The 20,162-nt window shown below is 63.7% G+C and carries 22 protein-coding genes and 2 pseudogenes; 17 read left to right on the forward strand and 7 right to left on the reverse strand.

The window, feature by feature from the left end:
* The first annotated feature begins 81 nt into the window (after positions 1-81).
* The 4 genes from LB565_RS21510 to LB565_RS21525 are packed head-to-tail and all read left to right on the forward strand — an operon-like array spanning position 82 to position 3,664.
* Positions 82-420: an XdhC family protein gene (locus tag LB565_RS21510; RefSeq protein ID WP_140722749.1), complete on the forward strand. Its 339-nt coding sequence runs from the start codon at positions 82-84 to the stop codon at positions 418-420.
* A gap of 5 nt (positions 421-425) precedes the next feature.
* Positions 426-1,130 carry an XdhC family protein gene (locus LB565_RS21515; RefSeq protein WP_224587524.1) on the forward strand — a complete coding sequence of 235 codons (705 nt, stop codon included), beginning with the start codon at positions 426-428 and terminating at the stop codon, positions 1,128-1,130.
* A complete protein-coding gene (locus LB565_RS21520) occupies positions 1,127-2,743 on the forward strand; it encodes an NTP transferase domain-containing protein (RefSeq protein ID WP_224587527.1) in 1,617 nt (538 codons plus the stop codon). Before LB565_RS21515 ends, LB565_RS21520 begins: the two co-directional genes overlap by 4 nt.
* A 33-nt stretch (positions 2,744-2,776) precedes the next feature.
* On the forward strand, positions 2,777-3,664 hold the full coding sequence (locus LB565_RS21525) for an alpha/beta hydrolase (RefSeq protein WP_224587528.1): 888 nt from the start codon (positions 2,777-2,779) through the stop codon (positions 3,662-3,664).
* Between the two features lie 15 nt (positions 3,665-3,679).
* Here LB565_RS21525 and LB565_RS21530 read toward each other — a convergent pair whose 3' ends face one another.
* Positions 3,680-4,729 (reverse strand): DUF1176 domain-containing protein, encoded by a 1,050-nt coding sequence (locus LB565_RS21530; protein ID WP_224587529.1) that lies wholly within the window; start codon positions 4,727-4,729, stop codon positions 3,680-3,682.
* 140 nt (positions 4,730-4,869) lie between these two features.
* Between LB565_RS21530 and LB565_RS21535 the strand changes: the two genes are divergently transcribed.
* Positions 4,870-5,376 (forward strand): DUF1993 family protein, encoded by a 507-nt coding sequence (locus LB565_RS21535; protein WP_224587530.1) that lies wholly within the window; start codon positions 4,870-4,872, stop codon positions 5,374-5,376.
* A gap of 54 nt (positions 5,377-5,430) precedes the next feature.
* On the opposite strand, the gene LB565_RS21540 is transcribed toward LB565_RS21535, so the two are convergent.
* Complete coding sequence (locus LB565_RS21540; RefSeq protein ID WP_095765222.1) at positions 5,431-5,595, reverse strand: DUF1127 domain-containing protein; 165 nt, start codon at positions 5,593-5,595, stop codon at positions 5,431-5,433.
* A 390-nt stretch (positions 5,596-5,985) separates the two neighbouring features.
* On the opposite strand from LB565_RS21540, the gene LB565_RS21545 reads away from it, so the two are divergent.
* The 4 genes from LB565_RS21545 to LB565_RS21560 all read left to right on the forward strand — a co-directional run bounded on the left by LB565_RS21545 (position 5,986) and on the right by LB565_RS21560 (position 9,337).
* The gene (locus LB565_RS21545) at positions 5,986-6,444 is read left to right on the forward strand and encodes a hypothetical protein (RefSeq protein WP_224587531.1); all 459 of its coding nucleotides are present in this window, start codon (positions 5,986-5,988) and stop codon (positions 6,442-6,444) included.
* A gap of 126 nt (positions 6,445-6,570) precedes the next feature.
* Positions 6,571-6,825, forward strand: a complete 255-nt coding sequence (locus LB565_RS21550; protein WP_224587532.1) for a hypothetical protein — start codon at positions 6,571-6,573, stop codon at positions 6,823-6,825.
* Between the two features lie 104 nt (positions 6,826-6,929).
* Positions 6,930-7,997 carry an aldo/keto reductase gene (locus LB565_RS21555; protein ID WP_224587534.1) on the forward strand — a complete coding sequence of 356 codons (1,068 nt, stop codon included), beginning with the start codon at positions 6,930-6,932 and terminating at the stop codon, positions 7,995-7,997.
* Positions 7,998-8,068: 71 nt separating this feature from the next.
* A complete protein-coding gene (locus tag LB565_RS21560; RefSeq protein ID WP_224587536.1) occupies positions 8,069-9,337 on the forward strand; it encodes a cysteine desulfurase-like protein in 1,269 nt (422 codons plus the stop codon).
* Between the two features lie 6 nt (positions 9,338-9,343).
* On the opposite strand, the gene LB565_RS21565 is transcribed toward LB565_RS21560, so the two are convergent.
* The 4 genes from LB565_RS21565 to LB565_RS21580 are packed head-to-tail and all read right to left on the reverse strand — an operon-like array spanning position 9,344 to position 13,907.
* Entirely contained in the window at positions 9,344-10,372 is a 1,029-nt protein-coding gene (locus LB565_RS21565; RefSeq protein ID WP_224587538.1) for a histone deacetylase family protein, read from the reverse strand.
* Positions 10,373-10,374: 2 nt separating this feature from the next.
* A complete protein-coding gene (locus tag LB565_RS21570; protein WP_224587540.1) occupies positions 10,375-10,869 on the reverse strand; it encodes a GNAT family N-acetyltransferase in 495 nt (164 codons plus the stop codon).
* A gap of 13 nt (positions 10,870-10,882) precedes the next feature.
* Positions 10,883-12,265: an aspartate aminotransferase family protein gene (locus tag LB565_RS21575; RefSeq protein WP_224587542.1), complete on the reverse strand. Its 1,383-nt coding sequence runs from the start codon at positions 12,263-12,265 to the stop codon at positions 10,883-10,885.
* A gap of 1 nt (position 12,266) precedes the next feature.
* The gene (locus tag LB565_RS21580; RefSeq protein WP_224587544.1) at positions 12,267-13,907 is read right to left on the reverse strand and encodes a N,N-dimethylformamidase beta subunit family domain-containing protein; all 1,641 of its coding nucleotides are present in this window, start codon (positions 13,905-13,907) and stop codon (positions 12,267-12,269) included.
* A 150-nt stretch (positions 13,908-14,057) separates the two neighbouring features.
* On the opposite strand from LB565_RS21580, the gene LB565_RS21585 reads away from it, so the two are divergent.
* The 3 genes from LB565_RS21585 to LB565_RS21595 all read left to right on the forward strand — a co-directional run bounded on the left by LB565_RS21585 (position 14,058) and on the right by LB565_RS21595 (position 15,164).
* Positions 14,058-14,306 carry a ParB N-terminal domain-containing protein gene (locus LB565_RS21585; RefSeq protein ID WP_040981203.1) on the forward strand — a complete coding sequence of 83 codons (249 nt, stop codon included), beginning with the start codon at positions 14,058-14,060 and terminating at the stop codon, positions 14,304-14,306.
* A gap of 120 nt (positions 14,307-14,426) precedes the next feature.
* Entirely contained in the window at positions 14,427-14,822 is a 396-nt protein-coding gene (locus LB565_RS21590; RefSeq protein ID WP_224587545.1) for a GFA family protein, read from the forward strand.
* A 129-nt stretch (positions 14,823-14,951) separates the two neighbouring features.
* A complete protein-coding gene (locus tag LB565_RS21595; RefSeq protein ID WP_140848002.1) occupies positions 14,952-15,164 on the forward strand; it encodes a hypothetical protein in 213 nt (70 codons plus the stop codon).
* 11 nt (positions 15,165-15,175) lie between these two features.
* Here the strand turns inward: LB565_RS21595 and LB565_RS21600 are convergent, their stop codons facing one another.
* Positions 15,176-16,105: a hypothetical protein gene (locus LB565_RS21600; protein ID WP_224587547.1), complete on the reverse strand. Its 930-nt coding sequence runs from the start codon at positions 16,103-16,105 to the stop codon at positions 15,176-15,178.
* A 199-nt stretch (positions 16,106-16,304) separates the two neighbouring features.
* Here LB565_RS21600 and LB565_RS21605 point away from each other — a divergent pair, with 199 nt between their 5' ends.
* The 5 genes and pseudogenes from LB565_RS21605 to LB565_RS21620 form a co-directional block, all read left to right on the forward strand.
* Complete coding sequence (locus LB565_RS21605; protein WP_224587549.1) at positions 16,305-17,177, forward strand: undecaprenyl-diphosphate phosphatase; 873 nt, start codon at positions 16,305-16,307, stop codon at positions 17,175-17,177.
* Positions 17,165-17,785: a hypothetical protein gene (locus tag LB565_RS21610; protein WP_224587550.1), complete on the forward strand. Its 621-nt coding sequence runs from the start codon at positions 17,165-17,167 to the stop codon at positions 17,783-17,785. The genes LB565_RS21605 and LB565_RS21610 overlap by 13 nt, the downstream gene beginning before the upstream one ends.
* A gap of 84 nt (positions 17,786-17,869) precedes the next feature.
* Positions 17,870-18,655, forward strand: coding sequence for a phosphodiester glycosidase family protein (locus LB565_RS21615; RefSeq protein ID WP_224587552.1), 786 nt, complete (start codon positions 17,870-17,872; stop codon positions 18,653-18,655).
* 150 nt (positions 18,656-18,805) lie between these two features.
* Positions 18,806-18,944: pseudogene (locus LB565_RS30060) on the forward strand (muramidase); the annotation flags it as partial.
* A 167-nt stretch (positions 18,945-19,111) separates the two neighbouring features.
* Positions 19,112-19,969, forward strand: a pseudogene (locus LB565_RS21620) (GH25 family lysozyme); the annotation flags it as partial.
* Between the last annotated feature and the right edge of the window lie 193 nt (positions 19,970-20,162).

Genomic DNA, 20,162 nt, shown 5'->3' on the forward strand with positions numbered 1-20,162 from the left:
GGATGGCCCCCGAGGGAAACGAAAGTTTCTCATAGGGAAAACTGAAGTTTCCCTGGAAAAACAGCTTTGTGAGAAGCGACGATGGATGAGAGCATTTATCTCGATGAGGCCCGCGACCCCCTGATCATCGCGGAAGGTTGGATGAAGGACGGCAAGGATGTCGCCATCGCGACCGTGGTCGAGACCTGGGGTTCGGCGCCACGTCCGGTCGGCAGCCATCTGGTCATCGACGCCGAGGGCAACTTCCATGGTTCGGTCTCCGGCGGCTGCGTGGAGGGCGCCGTGGTGACGGAGGCGATGGACGTCATCGGCTCGGGCAAGGCCAGGATGCTGGAGTTCGGCGTCGCGGACGAAACCGCCTGGCAGGTGGGCCTCTCCTGCGGCGGCCGCATCAAGGTTTATGTCGAAAGGCTGGGCTGACCACCGTGGATCCCTACGTCCTAAAGACACTCAACGAAGAACGCCGCGCCCGCCGCGCAGCGGTGCTTGTCACCGACCTCGGCGACGGCCGCGACCGCATCGTGCGCGAGGGCGACCATGTTGCGGGCGATCTCGGGGCGGCAATCGCCAACACGTTTCGCACCGGAAATTCGCAGTCGGTGGAGGCGGAAGGGCGAACCTTTTTCCTCAATGCGCATCTGCCGCGCCCGCGCCTCGTGGTGATCGGCGCCGTGCATATCAGCCAGGCGCTGGCGCCGATGGCGAAGATCGCCGGCTATCCGCTCGAGATCATCGATCCGCGCACCGCCTTCGCTACCCCTGAACGCTTCCCCGACGTCGCGCTGCATGCCGAATGGCCGCAGGATGTGCTGAAGCGCGCGCCGCTCGACAGCTATACCGCCCTTGCCGCCGTCACCCATGATCCGAAGATCGATGATTTCGCGCTGAAGGCGGCGATCGACGCCCGATGCTTCTATGTCGGGGCGCTGGGCAGCCGCAAGACCCACGCCAAGCGTGTCGAACGCCTGCTGGCGCTTGGCGCCGGTGCCGACCAGATTGCCCGCATCCACGCGCCGATCGGCCTCGATATCGGTGCTGCCAGTCCGGCCGAGATCGCCGTCGCCATCCTTGCGCAGACGATCCACGCCTTCCGCTCACGCGGTCTCGAAGCGAAAGGCGCGGTGGCGTGAAATTCGGACCGGTTCCGATCGACGAGGCGGAAGGGGCGGTGCTGGCGCATGCTACCACCGCCGGTGAAAAACGCTTCCGCAAGGCGCACCGGCTGAGCGGCGAGGATATCGCGGCACTCAAGGCGGCGGGCGTCGGCGAAGTCGTCGCCGCGGTGCTTGCCGAGGACGATCTCGGCGAGGATGCCGCTGCCGCGAAGATCGCGGCCGCCATGAGCCACCGTAACATCGAGGCCAAGCCGGCCGCGACCGGGCGGGTGAATTTGCATGCGGAAGCCTCAGGGGTCTTTACCGTCGACGCCGGGATGATCGACGCCATCAATGGCGTCGATCCGGCCATCACCATCGCAACGCTGGCGCAGCACACGCCGGTCGAGAAAGGTCAGATGGTGGCGACGGTCAAGATCATCCCCTTTGCCGTCGCCGCAAGCCTGGTGGACAGCGTGGTGAGGATTTGCGCCGGCCGCGAGATCTTTGCGGTCAACGCCTATCGCCCCGTCACTGTCGGCGTCATCCAGACGGTGCTTCCCGGCGTCAAGCCGAGTGTGCTCGACAAGACGCTGCGCGTCACCGAGGCGCGGCTGGCGCGTTTCGGCGGCCGACTGACCGCCGAGCGGCGCACGCCGCATGAGGTGGCGCCGGTCGCCGCGGCCGCGACAGCGCTGGCGCGCGACAACGACATGGTGGTGATTTTCGGCGCCTCGGCGATGAGCGATTTCGCCGATGTCGTGCCGGCCGCGATCGAGCGTGCCGGGGGCACTGTCGTCCGCGCGGGCATGCCGGTCGATCCAGGCAATCTGCTGGTGCTCGGAACGCTCGACGGCAAGCGCGTTGTCGGTGCGCCTGGATGCGCGCGCAGCCCGAAGGAGAATGGCTTCGACTGGGTGCTCGATCGCCTGGTTGCCGGGCTCGAGGTGACCGCGGGCGATATAGCCGGCATGGGCGTCGGGGGCCTCCTGATGGAAATCCCGACCAGGCCGCAGCCGCGCGAGCCGGCGCCGCAGCCGGCAAGGTCGGCGCTGAAGGTCGATATCGTGCTTCTGGCCGCCGGCCGATCGAGCCGCATGGGCGGCCCGAACAAGCTTCTGGCGCTGTTCGACGGCGAGCCGCTGGTGCGCCGCACCGCCCGGCGGGCACTGGGCTCGAAGGCCGCCAGCACTATTGTCGTCACCGGGCACCAGCGCGAGCGTGTGCGTTCCGCGCTTTCCGGCCTCGGTGTGACGGTCGCCGACAATCCGGACTTCGCCGATGGCCTCGCTTCGTCTTTGAAGGCGGGCATCGCGAAGGTCGCGCCCGACGCGGCCGGCGCCATGATCGTGCTTGGCGACATGCCGGGCGTTTCGTCGCGCGATCTCGACAGCCTGATAGATGCGTTCCGCAGCTCCGGTGGCCGCTCCGTGGTGCGCGCCTCGCATCAGGGCAAGCGCGGCAATCCGGTGCTTTTGCCGCGCTCGCTTTTCGCGGCTGTCGCGCAGCTCGAGGGCGATACCGGCGCGCGCCATCTGGTCGAAGCCGAGGGTCTCGACGTCATCGATGTCGAGATCGGGCAGGGCGCCTCTATCGATGTCGACACGCGCGAGGCGCTGGAAGGGGCGGGCGGCGTTCTGCAGGATTGACAAAGCGGAGCCGAATTTCGCATGCCTCTCGGCATGGCTTTGCGTTATCGACTTTTCTTCGCCCTGATCGCCGCGACGGCGCTGTCCCTCTCTGCCGCCGAGGGGCAGACGCTTTCGCTCAAATCGTTCAAGGACGATCTATTCGCCTATCCGGCGACACTGTCGACCGGCGACAACGGCGCCTACACCGTTCTCGACTATCGCGAGATGCGCGACATCAATCAGCGTGACGAGGTGCCGGAAAGGCGTGTGCATGCGCAGTATACCGATCCCGGTGTGCGCAAGGTGCAGCAGGACCTGATGCTGAAGACCGACGCCGGCGATATCAGGCATTTCGCGGTCGGCAGGACCGATGGCGCCTCCATCATCGTGCTCTACCTGCATGGGCAAGGCGGCAGCCGCAAGCAAGGCGTCGACGACTTCACCTTCGGCGGCAATTTCAACCGCATCAAGAACCTGATGGCCGCCAATAACGGGCTCTATCTTTCGCCGGATTTCCCCGATTTCGGCGACAAGGGCGCGGCGCAGGTCGCGGCGCTCATCGATCACTATGCCGAGACATCGCCGGGCGCAAAAATCTTCGTCGCCTGCGGCTCGATGGGAGGCATGATCTGCTGGAAGCTCGCCGCGCGCAAGGACACGGGCGGACGCATCAATGGGCTGCTGCTGCTCGGGTCGCTGTGGGACGACAGCTTTCTCGCCAGCCCCGCCTTCAAGCGCCGCGTGCCGGTGTTTTTCGGCCAGGGCAGCCATGACGTGGTCTTCCCGGTGGAGAAGCAGGAAGCTTTCTTCCGCTCGATTCTGGCCAAGAAGTCTTATCCGACCCGCTTCGTGCGCTTCGAGACCGGCACGCACGGCACGCCGATCCGCATGGTCGACTGGCGCGGCACGCTGAACTGGATGCTGACGAAAGCGCCGTGATTGCGCTGCAGCGCCTCAAGGCGCGGTGTTGTAATCGATGATTGTCTGCGGATTTTGTTCGCCGTCATAGGATGCATCGACGTCATACTGGATGAGCGAGAAATCGCCGTTGCGGAAAAGGTAGGTTCCCGATGACGAGGCATCCCCCACACCACGCCATTTGTTGGATGTGGTGATGGTTTTTGTGTTGTCGTCATAGTCCGAATTGGTCGCCCAGCCGCTGGTCTTGAAACCGACGATGTGGATCGATTCGACCTTGCCTTCGCTGTTGTTGTTCTCGTAGCGGATGTCGAGGTCCGGCTCGGTGAACTGCAACTGTGAGACGCCGTTGACGTCGTCGGCGATGTAGTAGACCGCCGTCTCATTGTAGGCGGCCATCGAACAGAAGAAGCGGAACAGCCGCGTCTCGCGTTCCGGGTCGCTGGGCTGGGCGTCCTTGTCCTTGTAATGGATGGAGTGAGCCTCGGGCTCGCCGATCGGCTTGCCTTCCGGATCCTGCTTGTCGCATTGGTCGCCATAGGTGGCGAGGAAGGCTTTCTTGGCCTGCTCCAGCGCCTCGTCCTTCTTCGGCGGCGGCGGACCGTCGCCGCAGCTTGCCGGCACGGCGCTGTCGAAATCCTCGGTCGACGGCTTCAGCGTGCCCTTGTCGATGAAGATCGGCTGGAAGGGCGGCTCCTGGATCTGCGCGTTGACCTGGCGGACCGTGTAGCAGCCGGCGAAAACCTTGGCCTCGCCCTTCTTGTCGGTAGCCTGGATGGCGACCGGGACGCTGTAATAGATGCTGCCGGCCGCCGCTTCGTTCGATACGGCGCCAGTCTTGACTTCGACGCTGTCGGTGCCGTCGTAACCCTTTACGAAGGCATTGAAGTCTTTTGCCGGCTTTGTATCGCCGAAATAGGCCCAAGCGCGGGCGAATTCGTGGCGGTTGATGGCGCTATAGAGTGAACGGACGGCCGCTTCGGCGCTTGATCGGTCATCGATATAGGGCGCATCCGCCGCGGACGCGGACTGCATAAAGCCGGCCAGTGAGAAAAAGACGGTCGCTGCGAAAGTGGCTCTTTTCATCGAATCCTCCGCTCGGTAACGAAAATACTACCCCGGCGATTGCGGCGGCGTGGTGACGCCGAGGGCAGGACCGCTTGAAGAATCGTGGTGGGAGGCGCTAGTTCACGGCCGCGGCGCTGGGGCCGCGTCGGAGGTTACCCGTGACCATTTCCATGTACGACATATCGGTCGGCGTGTTTGCCGCCAGGCTGAAGGCACTGGCCAGCGTCTTGACCGCGGCGGAGCAGAATGCCGGCGAGCGCAAGATCGATCCGCAGGTGTTCCTCACCGCGCGGCTGGCGCCCGACATGTTCGCGCTGGCAAGGCAGGTCCAGATCGCCACCGACCACGCCAAGGGCGCACCGTCGCGGCTCGCCGGCCGCGAGGTGCCGAAATACGAAGACAATGAAGCGAGCTTCGCCGAGCTGCAGGCCCGGATCGCCAAGACGCTCGATCATCTGGCGACATTCGCGGCGGCCGATCTGGAAGGCTCCGAGGACAGGACGGTCGAAGTGCGGCTCGGCGGCCGCGAAACCACGCTGCCCGGCCTGCAATATCTGCTGCACCTGGCGATGCCGAATTTCTACTTCCACGTCACCACGGCCTACGACATCCTGCGCCACAACGGCGTGCCGCTCGGCAAGCAGACTTTTCTGGGAAATCGCTGACTTTGGAGCGGTTTAGAGGTTTCCCAGCACTCCGGGAAACCTCTTCGGTTCGGCTCAGCGGATCGACATTTCGCGCGCGATGCGCGGAAAATCCGCCGGCTTGATGCCGATATCGGCGCGGTCGGCATTGCTCATCGCGTTCAGAAGTGCGAGCGCCGAGCGGTAACGCTGGTGTTCCTGCGGCCTCGGCCGGGCGAACATTTCAGTGAAGAACCCCATGACTCAGTTTGCCCCTGTTGGTCCTCCCGACATCACTATATAGGCGATTTGTTAAAAATTGTGCAGTGCAGCATTTGCATGGCTGCCATGCTGCACCAAATTTTTCCGTCACAGTCGATTTCCGTGAAACTTTCGGTAGGCTCGACCGTAGGCAATCGTGCCGGCACATGGCTGGCTTTTTCCTCGCCACTCCTGGCGACCTTGCCGGACTGCAAAGAGCAGTCCGGCTTTTTATTTTCCGATGCCGTCTTTCCAGGCGGAAAAACCGCCAATTGTCAGCATCGCCAGAATTCATTCTTAACGAGAGCGCCCTATCTTTGGCGGCATCACTGCAGGCCGTCACGATAGGAGGTTGAGATCGGCACCGGGAACAAGCTCGATTTCGCTTCGTTGCTCGACGACCTGATCGTCGCCTCGGAGAAAGGCGAAGACGAAGGCGCCCGGCCGTCTATCCCATTCGATTATCTGTCCGTCGCCGATGAATTGCATTCCGGCCGCATCAAGGTCGCCGGCGAGAGCGTCGCCGCCGAATATCGCGAGCAAGGCGCCGACCTTGCCGCCGAGTTCGCTGCACTTCTCGACCAGGCGAAACTGACGCTTGCCGGCGAAGAGCACTGGCCGGAGGAGAAGCTGCCGCCGATCGATCCCGAAGCGATCGCCGGCGAGCTCGGTCTCGACCGTACCGCCAAGAACGCCGATTTCGGCCGCATCCGCCGTAACTTCGCCTTCGCCAACCATCCGGACCGGGTCGCGCCGCATCTGCGCCAGCGCGCCATGATCCGCATGCAGGTGGCGAATATGCTGATCGACGAGGCCAAGCGGCGGGCTTTTGTCGGGGCAAGGCGGTAGCGCAGTCTCGCAATTCACACAAAAATCGGAGCCGGGTCAGGCTGCTCGACGGAAGATCTTTGCGAGAAGATGGACGCGCGTTGCGCCGAAGCCGGGAAAGTGCGGACCTTACAAAAAGCGACCGGGATGAGCACTGTACTCAAAACGATCTATCGAGATGATGGGCTTGCACGGGCCAATATCGTCAGATTTGAAGTAGGTGACGCTTCTTATTTCACGTTCCATGAGGACGCTTGGTACGAGGGCGAACACGGCCTCGACGAGAAATATGCTTATTGGGCGCTCTCCGGAAACGGCTTCGGAGGAGGATTTTACGAAACCGCTGAGGCGGCTGAGAGTGAATGCCGTGCCACTATCCCATGGCTCAGGAATTCAAACTGAAGCACGACCCGAGGCCGGCAGGGGCTTGGAGAAACTCCAGCCTGTGCTTTATGCTTGAATTTCCTCCCCGCGCTGTCCGCGCAAACCTCCCGCCGGAGAACCCCATGCATAAACGCCGCCTCGGTCGGACCGATCTCCTTGTTTCGCAGATCTGCCTCGGCTCGATGACCTGGGGTCAGCAGAACACCGAGGCGGAAGGCCACGCGCAGATGGATCTCGCGTTTTCGCGCGGGGTGAATTTCATCGACACGGCCGAGCTTTACCCGATCCCGCCCAAGGCGGAGACGCAAGGGCGAACCGAGAGGATCATCGGCAGCTGGATGAAAGCCAACCGCAACCGCGACAAGGTCATCCTTGCCTCGAAGGTGGTCGGCCGCACGGCCAACGCATGGTTCCGCGGCGATCGTCCGTCGAAGCTGGTGCGCGCCGACATTTTCGACGCGGTCGAGAAATCGCTGGCCAAGCTCGGCACCGACTATATCGACCTCTACCAGATTCACTGGCCGGACCGGGACATTCCGTGGGGCTCGAACCCGACGCGCGTCGGAGCGGTGGCGCGCCGGGCCGATGCGGTAGCCGCGCCCGCAGACGAAACGCCGATAGCCGAAACGCTCGCCGTCTTCGATGAGCTGGTGAAAGCCGGCAAGATCCGCCATCTCGGGCTTTCGAACGAAAGCTCCTGGGGTGTCATGCGCTTCGTCTTCGAAGCCGAGAAGGGCACCGGTCCGCGCGTCGCATCGCTGCAGAACGCCTACAACCTCGTCAACCGCACCTTCGAAGTGAACCTTGCCGAGGTCTGCGCGCGCGAGGAGATCGCGTTCCTTCCTTATTCGCCGCTGGCGCAGGGTTATCTCACCGGCAAATACAATCATGGCGCGCGGCCGCAAGGTTCGCGCACGCAGCTCTTCAATCGCGGCCAGCGCTATGAGACGCCGAATGCGGCGGAAGTGCTGCTGGAATACACCGAGCTGGCGCGCTCCTTCGGCATGGAGCCGGCGCTTTTCGCTAACGCCTATGTGGCGAGCCGGCCTTTCGTGACCGCGAACATCGTCGGCGCAACCACCATCGCGCAGCTCGATATGGCGCTGTCCTCGGTCGACGTCACCTGGACGGAAGAAATGCAGAAGGCGGTCGACGCCATCCACCAGCGTGTCGGCAATCCGTGCCCTTGAGCGGGAAACGTCGAGAAAAGACGGATCGTTGAGAAAAGACGAATTGCTAAAAAAGACAGGGGATAGAGCCGATGGCAGACTTTCCGATCGAGGCCGTGCGCGGCAGGTTTCCGGCGCTTTCGCTGGCCGATGACGGTCGCCGGCGCATCTATCTGGACAATCCCGCCGGCACGCAGGTGCCGCTGACGGTGGCGGACGCGGTCTCGCGCTGCCTGCTCTCGACCAACGCCAATCTGGGCGGGTTCTTTGAGACCACGGTGGCGGCCCAAAAAGTGGTCGACGCTGCGCATGCCGCGATGGCCGATTTCCTGAACGCCGCAAGCGTCGAGGAGATCGTCATCGGCGCCAACATGACGACGCTGACCTACCACATGTCGCGCACCCTCGGCCGGACGATGAAGCCGGGCGACGAGATAATCGTCACGCGCATGGACCACGAGGGCAATGTCTCGCCTTGGCTGCAGCTCGCCGAGGATCTCGGCCTGGTCGTGCGCTTCCTGCCCTTCGATGAGCGGAGCTGGCAGGTGGAGGAGACGGCGCTGAAGGCGCTGCTTTCGCAAAAGACGCGGCTTGTGGCGCTGAACTATGCCTCCAATCTCACCGGCTCGATCAACCGGGTGAAGGCGCTGACGGCGATCGCCCGGCAGGCCGGCGCGCTGGTTTATGTCGATGCCGTGCAATTCGCGCCGCACGGGTTGATCGACGTGCAGACGCTCGGCTGCGATTTCCTGATCTGCTCGGCCTATAAATTCTTCGGGCCGCATATGGGCATATTGTGGGGCCGGCGCGACGTCGTCGACGCGCTCCAGCCTTACAAATGCCGCTGCTCTTCGAATGTCCTGCCCGAGCGGTTCGAGCTTGGCACGCCGCAGATCGAGCTGATGGCCGGGCTGACAGCGGCCATCGACTATTTCGCCGATGTCGGCGCTGCCGCCGGCGAGAGCAGATCGCGGCGGCAGCGGATCGCAAAGGCGTTCGAGGTCTCGATCGCTTACGAGAAAAGGCTGGCCCGGCAATTGATCGAAGGCCTGTCCGACGTCGAGGGCCTGGTCATTCACGGCATCACCGATCCGGAACGCCTCGCCGAGCGGGTGCCGACGATTTCCTTCACCGTCGAAGGGATCGCGCCCGAGACGATCGTGCGGCAGATGAATGCCGAGAACATCTTCGTCTGGTCCGGCCACAATTATGCGTGGGAGGTCGTCCACCAGCTCGGCATACCCGCCGAGCAAGGCGTCGTGCGGATCGGCATCGCGCATTACAACACGTCGAAAGAGATCGAGGAGACGCTGGAGAGCGTGCATCGCGTGATCGCGATGCTGCGGCAGCAGCGTTCCTGAAACTGGCTAGCGCTGCTTGCTGCCGAAGCCGGCGAGAAACGCCGTCAGGTTGTCGCCCAGCGCGTCGCAGAGATAGCCCCCTTCCTGGACGATAACCGTCGGCAGGCCGAGTCCGGCAATTGCTTCGCCGATGCGCGAGAAGCCCGGCGTCGTCACCGACAGGCCGCCGAACGGATCGCCTTCGAAAGCATCAAGGCCGAGCGCCACGACCAGCGCTTCCGGCGCGAAGGCGCGGATGCGCTGGAAGGCCGTCGCCAGCGCTTCGAGGAAGGCCGCGTCGCCGGACTTGCGCGGCAGCGGCAGGTTGAGATTGTAGCCGAGGCCGGGGCCTTCGCCGCGCTCGTCGGCGTGACCCCAGAAGAACGGATAGAAGCGCACCGGATCGGCGTGCAGCGAGACGGTCAGCACATCGGGACGGGTGTAGAAGATGCCTTGCGTGCCGTTGCCGTGGTGCAGGTCGACATCGAGGATGGCGACGCGCGCTGAATTCTTCCGCAGAACCTGCGCGGCGACGGCCGAATTGTTGATGAAGCAGAAGCCGCCGGCGACATCGGCGAAGGCATGATGGCCGGGCGGGCGGCAAAGCGCATAGGCCGAAGGCGCGCCGGCCATCACCGCTTCAGCGGCTTCCACCGCGCTCCAGGCGCTCCACAGCGCGCTTTTCCATGTCTCGGCCGAAATCGGGCAGGCGGTATCGGCCATATGGTAGCCGGCCTGGCCGACCGCCGAGGCGGGATAGGAGCCGTTGCGGGCGATCGGGTGGATGTTCGGGATCACCTCCGCCGAGGCGCCCTCTATGCGCTGCCAGCGCGCAAAAATGTGCTCGAGGAAGTCCAGATATTCAGGCGTATGCACCGCCGCGATCGGGCCGAGCCCATGGTTGCCTGGGCGTTCGACCGTCAAGCCGGCCGATCTTGCGCCGGCTAACAATCGTTCGATCCGCTCCGGCTTTTCCGGGTTCGGCTGAGGCGCGCCGCTGGAGAGGAAAGCCTTCGGATCATGGCGTTTCTGCTCCTCGGCATAGAAGGCTTTCATCGTCATTCCTCCGGCGTGTCGGCAAAGGCGAAAAACGCGTCGCCGACGATCTTCTGCACCTGTTCATAGCTCGACCAGCCGATGCCCAGTTTCTCATAGAAGGCCTTGGCGGTCTCGTTATCGGTATCGACGGAGAGCCTCAGGTAGGCGCCGCCCGCCGCCCGGCACTCTTTCGCGACGCGCCGCAGCAACCTTTCGCCGACCCGGCGGCCGCGAAAACGATCCTCGACATAAAGGTCCTGCACATAGACGCCGGGACGGCCCATCCAGGTCGAGAAGATCGGAAAATGCAGGCAAAGCCCGGCGAATTCGCCGTCGATCTCGGCGATCAAGGTCGAGAAAGCGGGCCTTTCGCCGAATCCGTAGCGGCGGAGATCTTCGGGTGTCGAGGTGATTTCCTGATGCGCGCCGATATGTGTACCGAGGCGCAGCAGGGCGGCGTGGATGGTTTCAACGTCGTCGACGGTGCCGGTGCGGAGGGTGATTGGTGCCGGCATCAAAACACCTTTCTCATCCTTCCACCGGCAGGTCGAGTTCCACGGCCAGCGCCTCCAGCGAGTCGCCGATGATGGAGATCATCTCGCCTATCTGCGCGGCCGTGATGATCATCGGCGGCGCGACCATGAAATTGTCGCCGTCGACGCCGCCCTTGACCTTGCGGCCATAGATGATCAGGCCGCGCGCATAGGCGTGGTCGAGGAGGCGCTGCGTCGCCTTACTGGCCGGATCGATGGGCTTCAAAGTCTCGGGATCGGCGACCATTTCGGCGCCGGTGAGCAGGCCCTTGCCGCGCACGTCGGCGATGAAGGGAAAGCGTCTTTGCAAGCCCTTCAACTCCGCCATCAGCATATCGCCCATGGCGGCGGCGTTGGCGATCAAGTCGAGCCGGTCCATCTCGCCGAGCACGGCGAGGCCGGCGGCGCAGGCCAGCGGATTGCCGGCATAGGTGTGGCCATGCTGGAAACCGCCGGAGGCCAGCAGCGGCTCGACCAGGCGCATGGGTGCGGCCAGCGCGCCGAGTGGCGCATAGCCCGAGCCCAGGCCCTTCGAGAGAGCGACGATGTCGGGCCTGCAGTTCCAGTGGTCGCCGCCGAGGAACTTGCCTGTCCTGCCGGCGCCGCTCATCACCTCGTCATGGATCAGAAGGATGCCGTAGCGATCGCAGATTTCGCGGATGCGCGGATAATAGCTGTCAGGCGCCACCAGGGCAGCGGTCGCAGCACCGCCGATCGGCTCCATGATGAAGGCCAAAACGCTTTCAGGGCCTTCTGCGAGAATCTTTTCCTCCAGCATGTCGGCGTAGCGAAGACCGCGCTGCTCCATCGAAAGGTTGTCGCGGTCGCGCCAGGCTGTGGGCGCCGGCACCGTCGGCATCACCTTCATCATCGGCGTGAAGGTTTCGGCCAGCGCATCGTCGCCGGTGACGGAAAGCGAGCCCAGCGTGCCGCCATGATAGGAAGGGAATCGGGTGATCACCTTCCAGCGCTTGGGCTGGCCGGTGGCGACCGCCCGTTGACGGGCGAGCTTGATGCAGGATTCGGTCGCTTCGGAACCACCGGAAACAAAGAAGATGCGGTCCATGCCTTCGGGCAGCTTGCCGGCCAGCGCGCGCGCCAGCTCTTCGGCGGGCTCGTTCTCGAAATGCAGCCGGTAGGCGAAGGTGGTCTTGTCCATCTGCCGCTTCATGGCGTCGAGCACGTTGCGGTTGGAATGGCCGATATTGGCGACCATCGGCCCGCTCGAGCCGTCGATGAAGCGGCGGCCGTCCTTCGTCCAGAAATAGATGCCCTCGGCGCGGTCGACGAGCGGCCGGCGCAGGCTGGAGAGATAGAACAGATGCGACGGCGGCCGCGCTTCGGCCTCTGCTACGGGCTGGACTTCCAGTTTCGACATGTCAGGACTTTCCGAGATATCGGTCGAGAACATTTTTGGTCACGCGTTCGACCATCGCGTCCTGCCTTAGCAGGCCGGCGACCCATTCGCAGCTTCCGGCGTGGAAGACCTCGCCTTTGCCGCGCGGGAAATTGACGATCATGCCGTTGCCGCGCTTGACCTTGTCGAGATTGGCGTCGCTCGCCTCGCCGAACAACGTCTCGGCGGTGAAGCGGCCATCCTCGTCGGCGAGGAACTGGTCCTCGATCGGGATCTCAGCGCTTTCCTCGACCTGGCTCGCCATGCCGACCGCCAGCACCTGCAAGCCGTCCGGCGCGCCGCTGGTCGCGGTCGGGTAGGGCAGGCCGCCACGGATCTCGAAATCGAGGCCGTCGACTTCATAGCCATAGACATGGCTGTCGGCGCCGAGCAGGTCGCCATAATAGATGCCTGTGCCGACGAAGGCCCAATGCTCCGGCCGGTAGACTGGGAAGCCGCGCACGCCGCGCGGCGCGCAGCCGCCCCAGCCGGCATAGATGCCTCGGGTCGCATTGAGGCCGAAGGTGGCGCTGCCTGGACGGCCGATCTCGGGCGCTTCCCAGGAATTGGTGGCGCGGGTGACGTCGCCGCCGCGATAGGCCGGGTCTTCCGCGCGCGCCTTGTATTTGTAGCAGACCTGGCGGCGGCCTTGGTCCTCCAGCCTCGTCTGCCACATGAAATTGCCGGCGAAGCGCGCCGCATGCCCGCCGCGCTCGACATAATTGTCGACGGCGTCGCGCATCTCCCAGGTCCAGTATTCGTCGTGGCCGACGAAGACGACGCAGTCGTAGCCGTCGAGGATTTCGGGCGAGAAATGGAGCTCGTGCTGGCTGGCGAGATCGACCTGATAGCCGGCGCGCTCGGCGAAGCGGAAGAAATGGCTGTCATAGCTCGCCCAGCCCGAAGAGGCATATTTCTTCGAATGTCCAGTGGCGAAGGCCCACTCCATATGCGGATAGCGTGGCACGGTCTTCGGCGGCACCGCCACTTCCAGCGGCACGCGCGGCGCATCCTTGGGCAGCACCACGAAGCCGCGGCACCAGGGGCGCTCAATCGACACCGTCGTCGCGTACTGGTCGCGGTTCGGACCGGTGATGCCCTGATAGTGGTTGGAGCCGCCCCAGGTGTTGTAGGCGAGCCAGGTGCCGGTCGCGGCGACCTGCAGCAGGCGGCCGGGCTTGCGGCCGGGCAAGGGTGTGACGATGAAGAGATGATGGCTGTGGATCGGCGTGCCGTCGCGGCCTTCGGCCGAGAGCGTCACGCGGTAGGCGCCGGACAGCCAGTCGTCGCCGACACGGAATTCGAACGAAGCCTCCCAGCCGCAGCCGTCGACAGAGCATTGGTCGGGCGTATCTTGCCAGCGCGCCGACAGCCCCGCTCCCTCGAAGACTTTTGTTTCGCTATCGCCGTCGCGAATGACGTCAAGGCTGAATTGCGGCGCCGTCGAACTGACAAAAAGCGTGACCAGCTCCCCCGGACGAAAGGAAAACCGGTCGCTGTATGCCCAGATTTCACCGCGCTCACCGTCCATGCCCGGCCATTCGTAATAGTGGCCGCGCACCGCTTCACGGCGCTGTTCGGGCGTGAGCCCGAAATCGGGGAATTCGGTGGGCAGTTGCGTCAAGGAACACCTGAGATCACGAGGCCATCATTGAGACCATCGGCCGGCCAAGCGTCAAATGGAAAGCATCGGGCCAGCGTGCCCTTGCGCTTGGCGATGTCCGGCAAACGAGTTACTTCATTCTTAGGCGACGTTTCAACGCCGGGAGCCGACATGCTGCGTGTGCAAAAGGTCAAGGTCGACGACATCTATGTGCCGACGGCAAGGCGCAAGACGCTGCATCCCGAGACCGTGCGCCATCTCGCCGAGGATATTCTCGAAAATGGCATGAAGACGCCGATCCAGGTGCGGCACGACGGCAAGCGCCACATCCTTGTCGAGGGGCTGCATAGGCTCGAAGCCGCGAAGTGGCTCGGCGAGACCACGATCGACGCCTATCTCGTGCAGGCCAAGCGCCACTGATTTCTCGGTAGGGGGCGGGGCCTATCACCGTTAGCGATCGCGTTTCATCAACGCTTTTTGATTGACGCTGCCGTGCCTGCAGTTAAAGCGTGCCGCTATTCCAGGAACAGGAAGCTTACTATGGCAAAGTATGAGGGCGGATGCCTGTGCGGCGCGGTGCGCTACAAGGCCGAAGTTGAACCGGTCAACGAACGCGTCTGCCATTGCCGGATCTGCCAGAGAGCGATCGGTGCCGCCTTCAATGCACGGCTTCTGTTTCGCATCGACGACGTGACCATCGACGGGCCGGTGGCGACAATCAATTCCACGCCGGACCTCAAGCGCGGTTTCTGCCCGGCCTGCGGCACGACTTTGTTCTCACGGCGGGACTCCAGGGGCATTCTCGGCGTTACCTCCGGCTCGCTCGACGATCCGTCGCTGTTCAAGCCCGACATGCATTTCTGGACCGCCTCGAAGCAGCCCTGGGTGATGCTTGACGATGGCCTGCCGCAATATGAAGGCGCGCCGCCGGCCTGAGTCATTGCGACGCAGACCTGCACAAAAATTTCATCTTCGATTCACGACATAGCCGGCAAAGCGTCATTGGCGGGCCATCTTTGGCTGCCTATCTAAGCGCCATGCGGGAAGGCATCGAGGAGGCGATGGATGAGCGAGAGCATCAACACCCTGGACGAGCTTTTGAACGACCCGATGGTCCAACTCGTGATGGCGCGCGACCGCGTGCGCCCGGCCGAGCTTCGCCTGCTTCTGGAAAAGGCTCGCGAGAGGGCGAGCGATGATTCCCGCATCGATCAGGCTTCGGTGCCGCCCGCGCATGTGGTGGCAAGAAGCTGCCTGAAGCAGTGGCTCTACCGCTGAGGCGACCCGGGTCAGCTCGAATGAGCGGGCAGGTAGCTGTAATGATTGCGCAAATAGGCGAGCTTGAAGCCGAGCCGGTCGTAGTTGCGATAGGCCGGCCCGTCGCGGTCGGGGCGCGGCGCCTCGATGTCGGCGACAAACAGTTTCGCGCCGGCGGCTATGCCGTCGCGAACCAGCCTTTCGCCAAGCATGGCGTCAAGATCGAAGCTCGGCGCCATGATTCCCGGCACCGGCGCGTCGAGGCCGCTCCAGGCGGCACCATCTGAGATGAAGAGCGAGCGCACGGCGGCGACCGCGCCCCTGCGTTTCAGCATATAGTGACGCCAGCCCTTGCGACCGACAAGCGCCGTGAGCCAGGGCGTGGTGGGAAGCCTGTATTTGGCATCGATGAAGGAAGCCCATTCCGAAGCCGTCCAGGGCGTAACCTCCTCGACCACCAGATCGTCGACAGGGATCAGCGGGTCGCCCGGGAAAAGCGGTTCGTCCGGCAGCGGCGTCGCGTCGCGATAGATGCGCTCCCAGCCGCCCTGATGCTGCAGGCCGCGCGCTTCCAGCCAGCACCGCAGCCGCGCCGGTTCAGCATGTGGATTGGTATAGAACCACGGCCGCCTGATGCCGGCTTCGCGGTAATGCGCGAGCAACGTGTCGACCTGTTCTTCCGTCGCCGGACCATCGACGCCGATATTCTTCACGCAGTTGAAATGGATGAACGGGATCGTCGTGCAGGTGGTCCAGACGAGATCGCCGTCGCTCGCGATCGAAAGCCCTTGCCGGGCCGCGAAATCCGCCGGCGCCGCTTCATACAGATCGAGCCAGGCAGCGACTTCGGCGCGCTCGATGGCCCGGCTGGTATCACGCGACACCTCCTCGATCGCGATTTCGGCAGCATGCGTTTCCGGTGGCGTGACCGGCTCCAATTCCGACAGGGCGGCGGTCGACATCGTGATGCTCCTCCGATTTGCCTTACAGTGTAAGATTAGCGGAGGATAATATGGCGGCGCCAGTTGTCAAGCGGGATTAGCGGCACCTTACAAATCCGTGAGTTGGAATCACGCTATCGTGAGGCTAAGCCTGTCTTCCAGGCTTTTCGAATGACGATTCACTTTTGCCTCGGGCCGGGGCGCTGGGAAAAGGATTGAAATGACCGACGTCTGCACTCAAGGACTGGATACCGGCTTTGTCGGCCTGGGTTATGCCAAGGTGGCGTTTCTGGGCATCGTGCAAGGCATCACCGAATTGCTGCCGATTTCGTCGACCGCGCATATGCGCATCGTGCCGGCCGTGCTCGGCTGGCAGGATCCCGGCTCGGCCTTCTCGGCCGCCATGCAACTGGCGGCGCTGGCGGCGGTGGTCAGCTATTTCTGGAGCGATGTCAGGGACGTGCTGTTCGGTTCGCTGACTGCGATCTCGCGCCGCGATTTCAGCGACCGCTATTTCCGCCTCGCGATCAGCATCGTGCTTGCCACCGTCCCGATCGTCATTGCCGGCCTTGCGCTTTCCAGCGTGCTCAACGCCTGCAACTCGCCGCTGCGCGGGCTGGCCGTCATCGGCTGGGCGTGTATCGCCATGGCGATCCTTCTGGCGCTCGCCGAGATCTTCGCCAGCCACAAGCTCGCGCTGCGCCAGGCATCGATCCTCGACGCGCTGCTGGTGGGCGTCGCCCAGGTCGGCGCGCTTATTCCCGGCGTCTCCCGCTCGGGCTCGACGCTGACGGCGGCGATGGGACTGGGCTTCGCCCGGCCGGAGGCAGCGCGCTTGTCATTCCTGCTCGGCCTGCCGGCCATCGCGCTGGCCGGCCTCAAGGAGCTCTATGAACTGCACAAGGTGCATCTCGACGCACATGGCTGGTCGATCCTGGCCGTCGGCCTAGTCGTCGCCTCGATCTCGGCTTTCTTCGCGATATGGGGGCTGATGCGCGTGCTCGAGCGCTTCTCCGCCTGGCCGTTCGTCGTCTATCGCGGCCTGCTCGGCGTGGTGCTGCTGCTAGGCCTGGCACTAGGATGGCTGTCCTAACAGATCCGGCACTGCCGGCCGCTCGCGCGCAAAGCGCGCGCCGGCTCGCGGGATTTCTCTCCTGCCTGGTTCTCGTGATGCCGCTGGCCGACGCGAATGGGCTGGGCCGCCAATGGCAAGCCGGCCAGTATTCCTTCTCGGACGAACTGGGCGGCTTTCTGATCCGGTCCGTCTCCGGCGCGGGAACGAGATCCGATCCGGTTGTCCTCGGCGAGGAATTGGAGTCGGCCGACCCCGTCATTCTGACGATTCGCGCGCGGCAGCCAACGGCCAATTTCACTGAGGGAATCCTCTACCTGCGCATCGTGGCGCTCAACGGCAGCGGATACCCGTGGGTGGATTTCATGTTCGAGCTTCAGTCGATACTGAACCAGCCAAGCGTGTTCGGCGACGGCCTGTCCTTCGACCAGACCCATACCCCGTCCGACTTCATCTCATCCGACAGTTTCGTGCGATATGATCGCCAGCTTGAACCTTTCGATCGCCTTCGGTTTCTCGATGGCCATGTGGACATACATCGTCAGGCAAGCTTTGAATTCCTCATCACCGATTTCAATCCCAAGAGCGTCTTTTATCTGCTGCAGGACCCGGGTATTCCGGCCTCCTGACGATCTGGCCCTCTTAGGCGGCAATCGCCGGAAGAGGCGAGTTGCCTATTCGTCTCAAAGACCCACTCAGCTATTGGTACGCTCATGGATCTTTCGACGTTGCTGCACTCGCTGCCCTTGCTGATGATGCTGGTGAAATCCGCGGTGCCTGCAGCCGTCGGCGCCGGCATGGGCTTTGGCCAATGGCTGGCCGCGCTGCCGCCCTGCCGCAACCAGGTTTTTGAGAACGCGACCTATCTGGTCTGCGAGGCCGATCCGAAGCATTTTTCCATCGAGCTGTTCTGGAAGAACAAGGATGGCGAGCTCTACCGGTCGCTGCACAATCTGCGCAGCGCACAGCAGGCGACGGGACGCACCCTGCTCTTCGGCCTCAATGCCGGCATGTATCACCCCGATCTCGCGCCGGTCGGGCTCTATGTCGAACGCGGCGAGCAGGTCACGCCGGCGAAGACCGGATCGGGGATCGGCAATTTCTCCATGCAGCCCAACGGCATCTTCTATCTCAGCGACGGCAAGGCCGGCGTTCGCGCGACCAGGGATTACCTCAAGCATCCGCCGCGCGTCGATTACGCCACGCAATCCGGGCCGATGCTGGTCATCGACGGCAAGCTGCATCCGAAATTCCAGGCAGACGGCACCTCGCGCAAGATCCGCGATGGTGTGGGCGTGCGCGCGGACGGTGTCGCGGTCTTCGCGATCTCGGATGACGTCGTGACCTTCCACGAATTCGCGCGGCTGTTCCGTGACCGGCTTGGCTGCCCGAACGCGCTCTTCCTCGACGGCTCGATCTCGAGCCTCTATGCGCCCGGGATCGGCCGCAACGACGATTTCTGGAATCTGGGGCCGATGATCGGCGTGTTCAGGCATTAGCCGAGAGCCACTTCGGCGCCACTCCGAATCATCCGGCCGCGCCAAAAGTAAATTTTGATTCAAACTTTGTTGGTAATTTCTCATTAGGAATGGCGTTTCCGGCGGCGCTGTTCCTGCCTTCGGTCTGTTTTGTTTTGCGTACAGGTCAAGATGCGGATTTTTGGCGTCGTCAGTTTCGTGCTCGCATCGCTTTGCCTTGCCGGCTGCTCGTCCACGTCGGGCGTCGATGCCTTGCAGATGCCGTCCAACGAGACGACGAGCTCGGTTGTGCGGCCAAGCGCGCCGGTGTCGAAGGGCATTAGGACCGCCGTCACCGAAAGAACCGTCGAGACCGCGTCGATGTCGGGCGCCGCGCGCATCAAGCCGCCGGCGCCGCTGCTCGACGAGGCTAACGCGAGCGCTGACAACGAAAGTCCGCGCCCCGGCGACGAAAATTCGCGCCCCGGCGAAGAGAACTCGCGCCCATTCGGCCTTGCCGAGGAGGAGACGGTGAACTTCCCGGCGGCCGATCTGCCGGACAGCGTCGAGCCGCCGGTGCAGGAGGCAGCGCTCGTCTCGCCGCCGAAGCGGCTCTCGCGCGCCGCGCCCGCCATGCTTGCCGGTCCGGTCACCCGCTATGCGTTCCGCGACGCCAAGCCGATCAATTTCGGCCGTGCTTCGCCGCGCCATCTGGCCGTGCACGGCGTCGACGTCTCGCGCTGGCAGGGCAACATCAATTGGGGGAAGCTGCGCGCCCAGGGCGCCAATTTCGCCTATATCAAGGCGACCGATGGCGGCGATCATCTCGACCCGATGTTCATGAAGAACTGGCGCAACGCCGATGCCGCCGGGCTGAAGCGCGGCGCTTATCATTTCTTCTACTGGTGCCGCACCGCGGGCGAGCAGGCCGACTGGTTCATCCGCAATGTGCCCAAGGTCGACGGCGCGCTGCCGCCGGTCATCGACGTCGAGTGGAACGGCGACTCTTCGTGCAGACGCAAGCCGTCGCGCGACAAGGTGCTGGAAAAAATGCAGGTGTTCATGGACAGGCTGGAGCGCCATTACGGCCAGCGGCCCATCATCTACACCAGCCCCGATTTCTATCGCGACAATCTGCGCGGCGCTTTCCCGGATTACCCGTTCTGGCTGCGCGCGGTGGCCGCGCATCCGTCAAAGGTCTATCCGGGCCGCAAATGGCTGTTCTGGCAGTATTCCGGCTCCGGCCTGTCGCATGGCGTGAGCGGCCGCATCGACCTCAACGTCTTCCATGGGGACGAGCGCCAATGGCGCGCCTGGCTGGGCGGTGGCGGGCAGATGGTGGCCGACGCGGATTGAGGCGAATCTTCCCCTTCTCCTATGGGAGAAGGGAAAAGCGCTCACGCCTCGCCCCGCGCGGTCGTCATACTCGGGCTTGACCCGAGGATCCATTCCGTGACCTCGGTGAAGCGTACAACGGAGCAGAATTCTGCATTGCTGCAACGCTTCAAAGTCACGGAATCGATTCTAGGGTCTGCGCGCGTCGCTTCGC

Source organism: Mesorhizobium sp. CA14 (genome assembly GCF_020165195.1).
GTDB lineage: Bacteria > Pseudomonadota > Alphaproteobacteria > Rhizobiales > Rhizobiaceae > Mesorhizobium.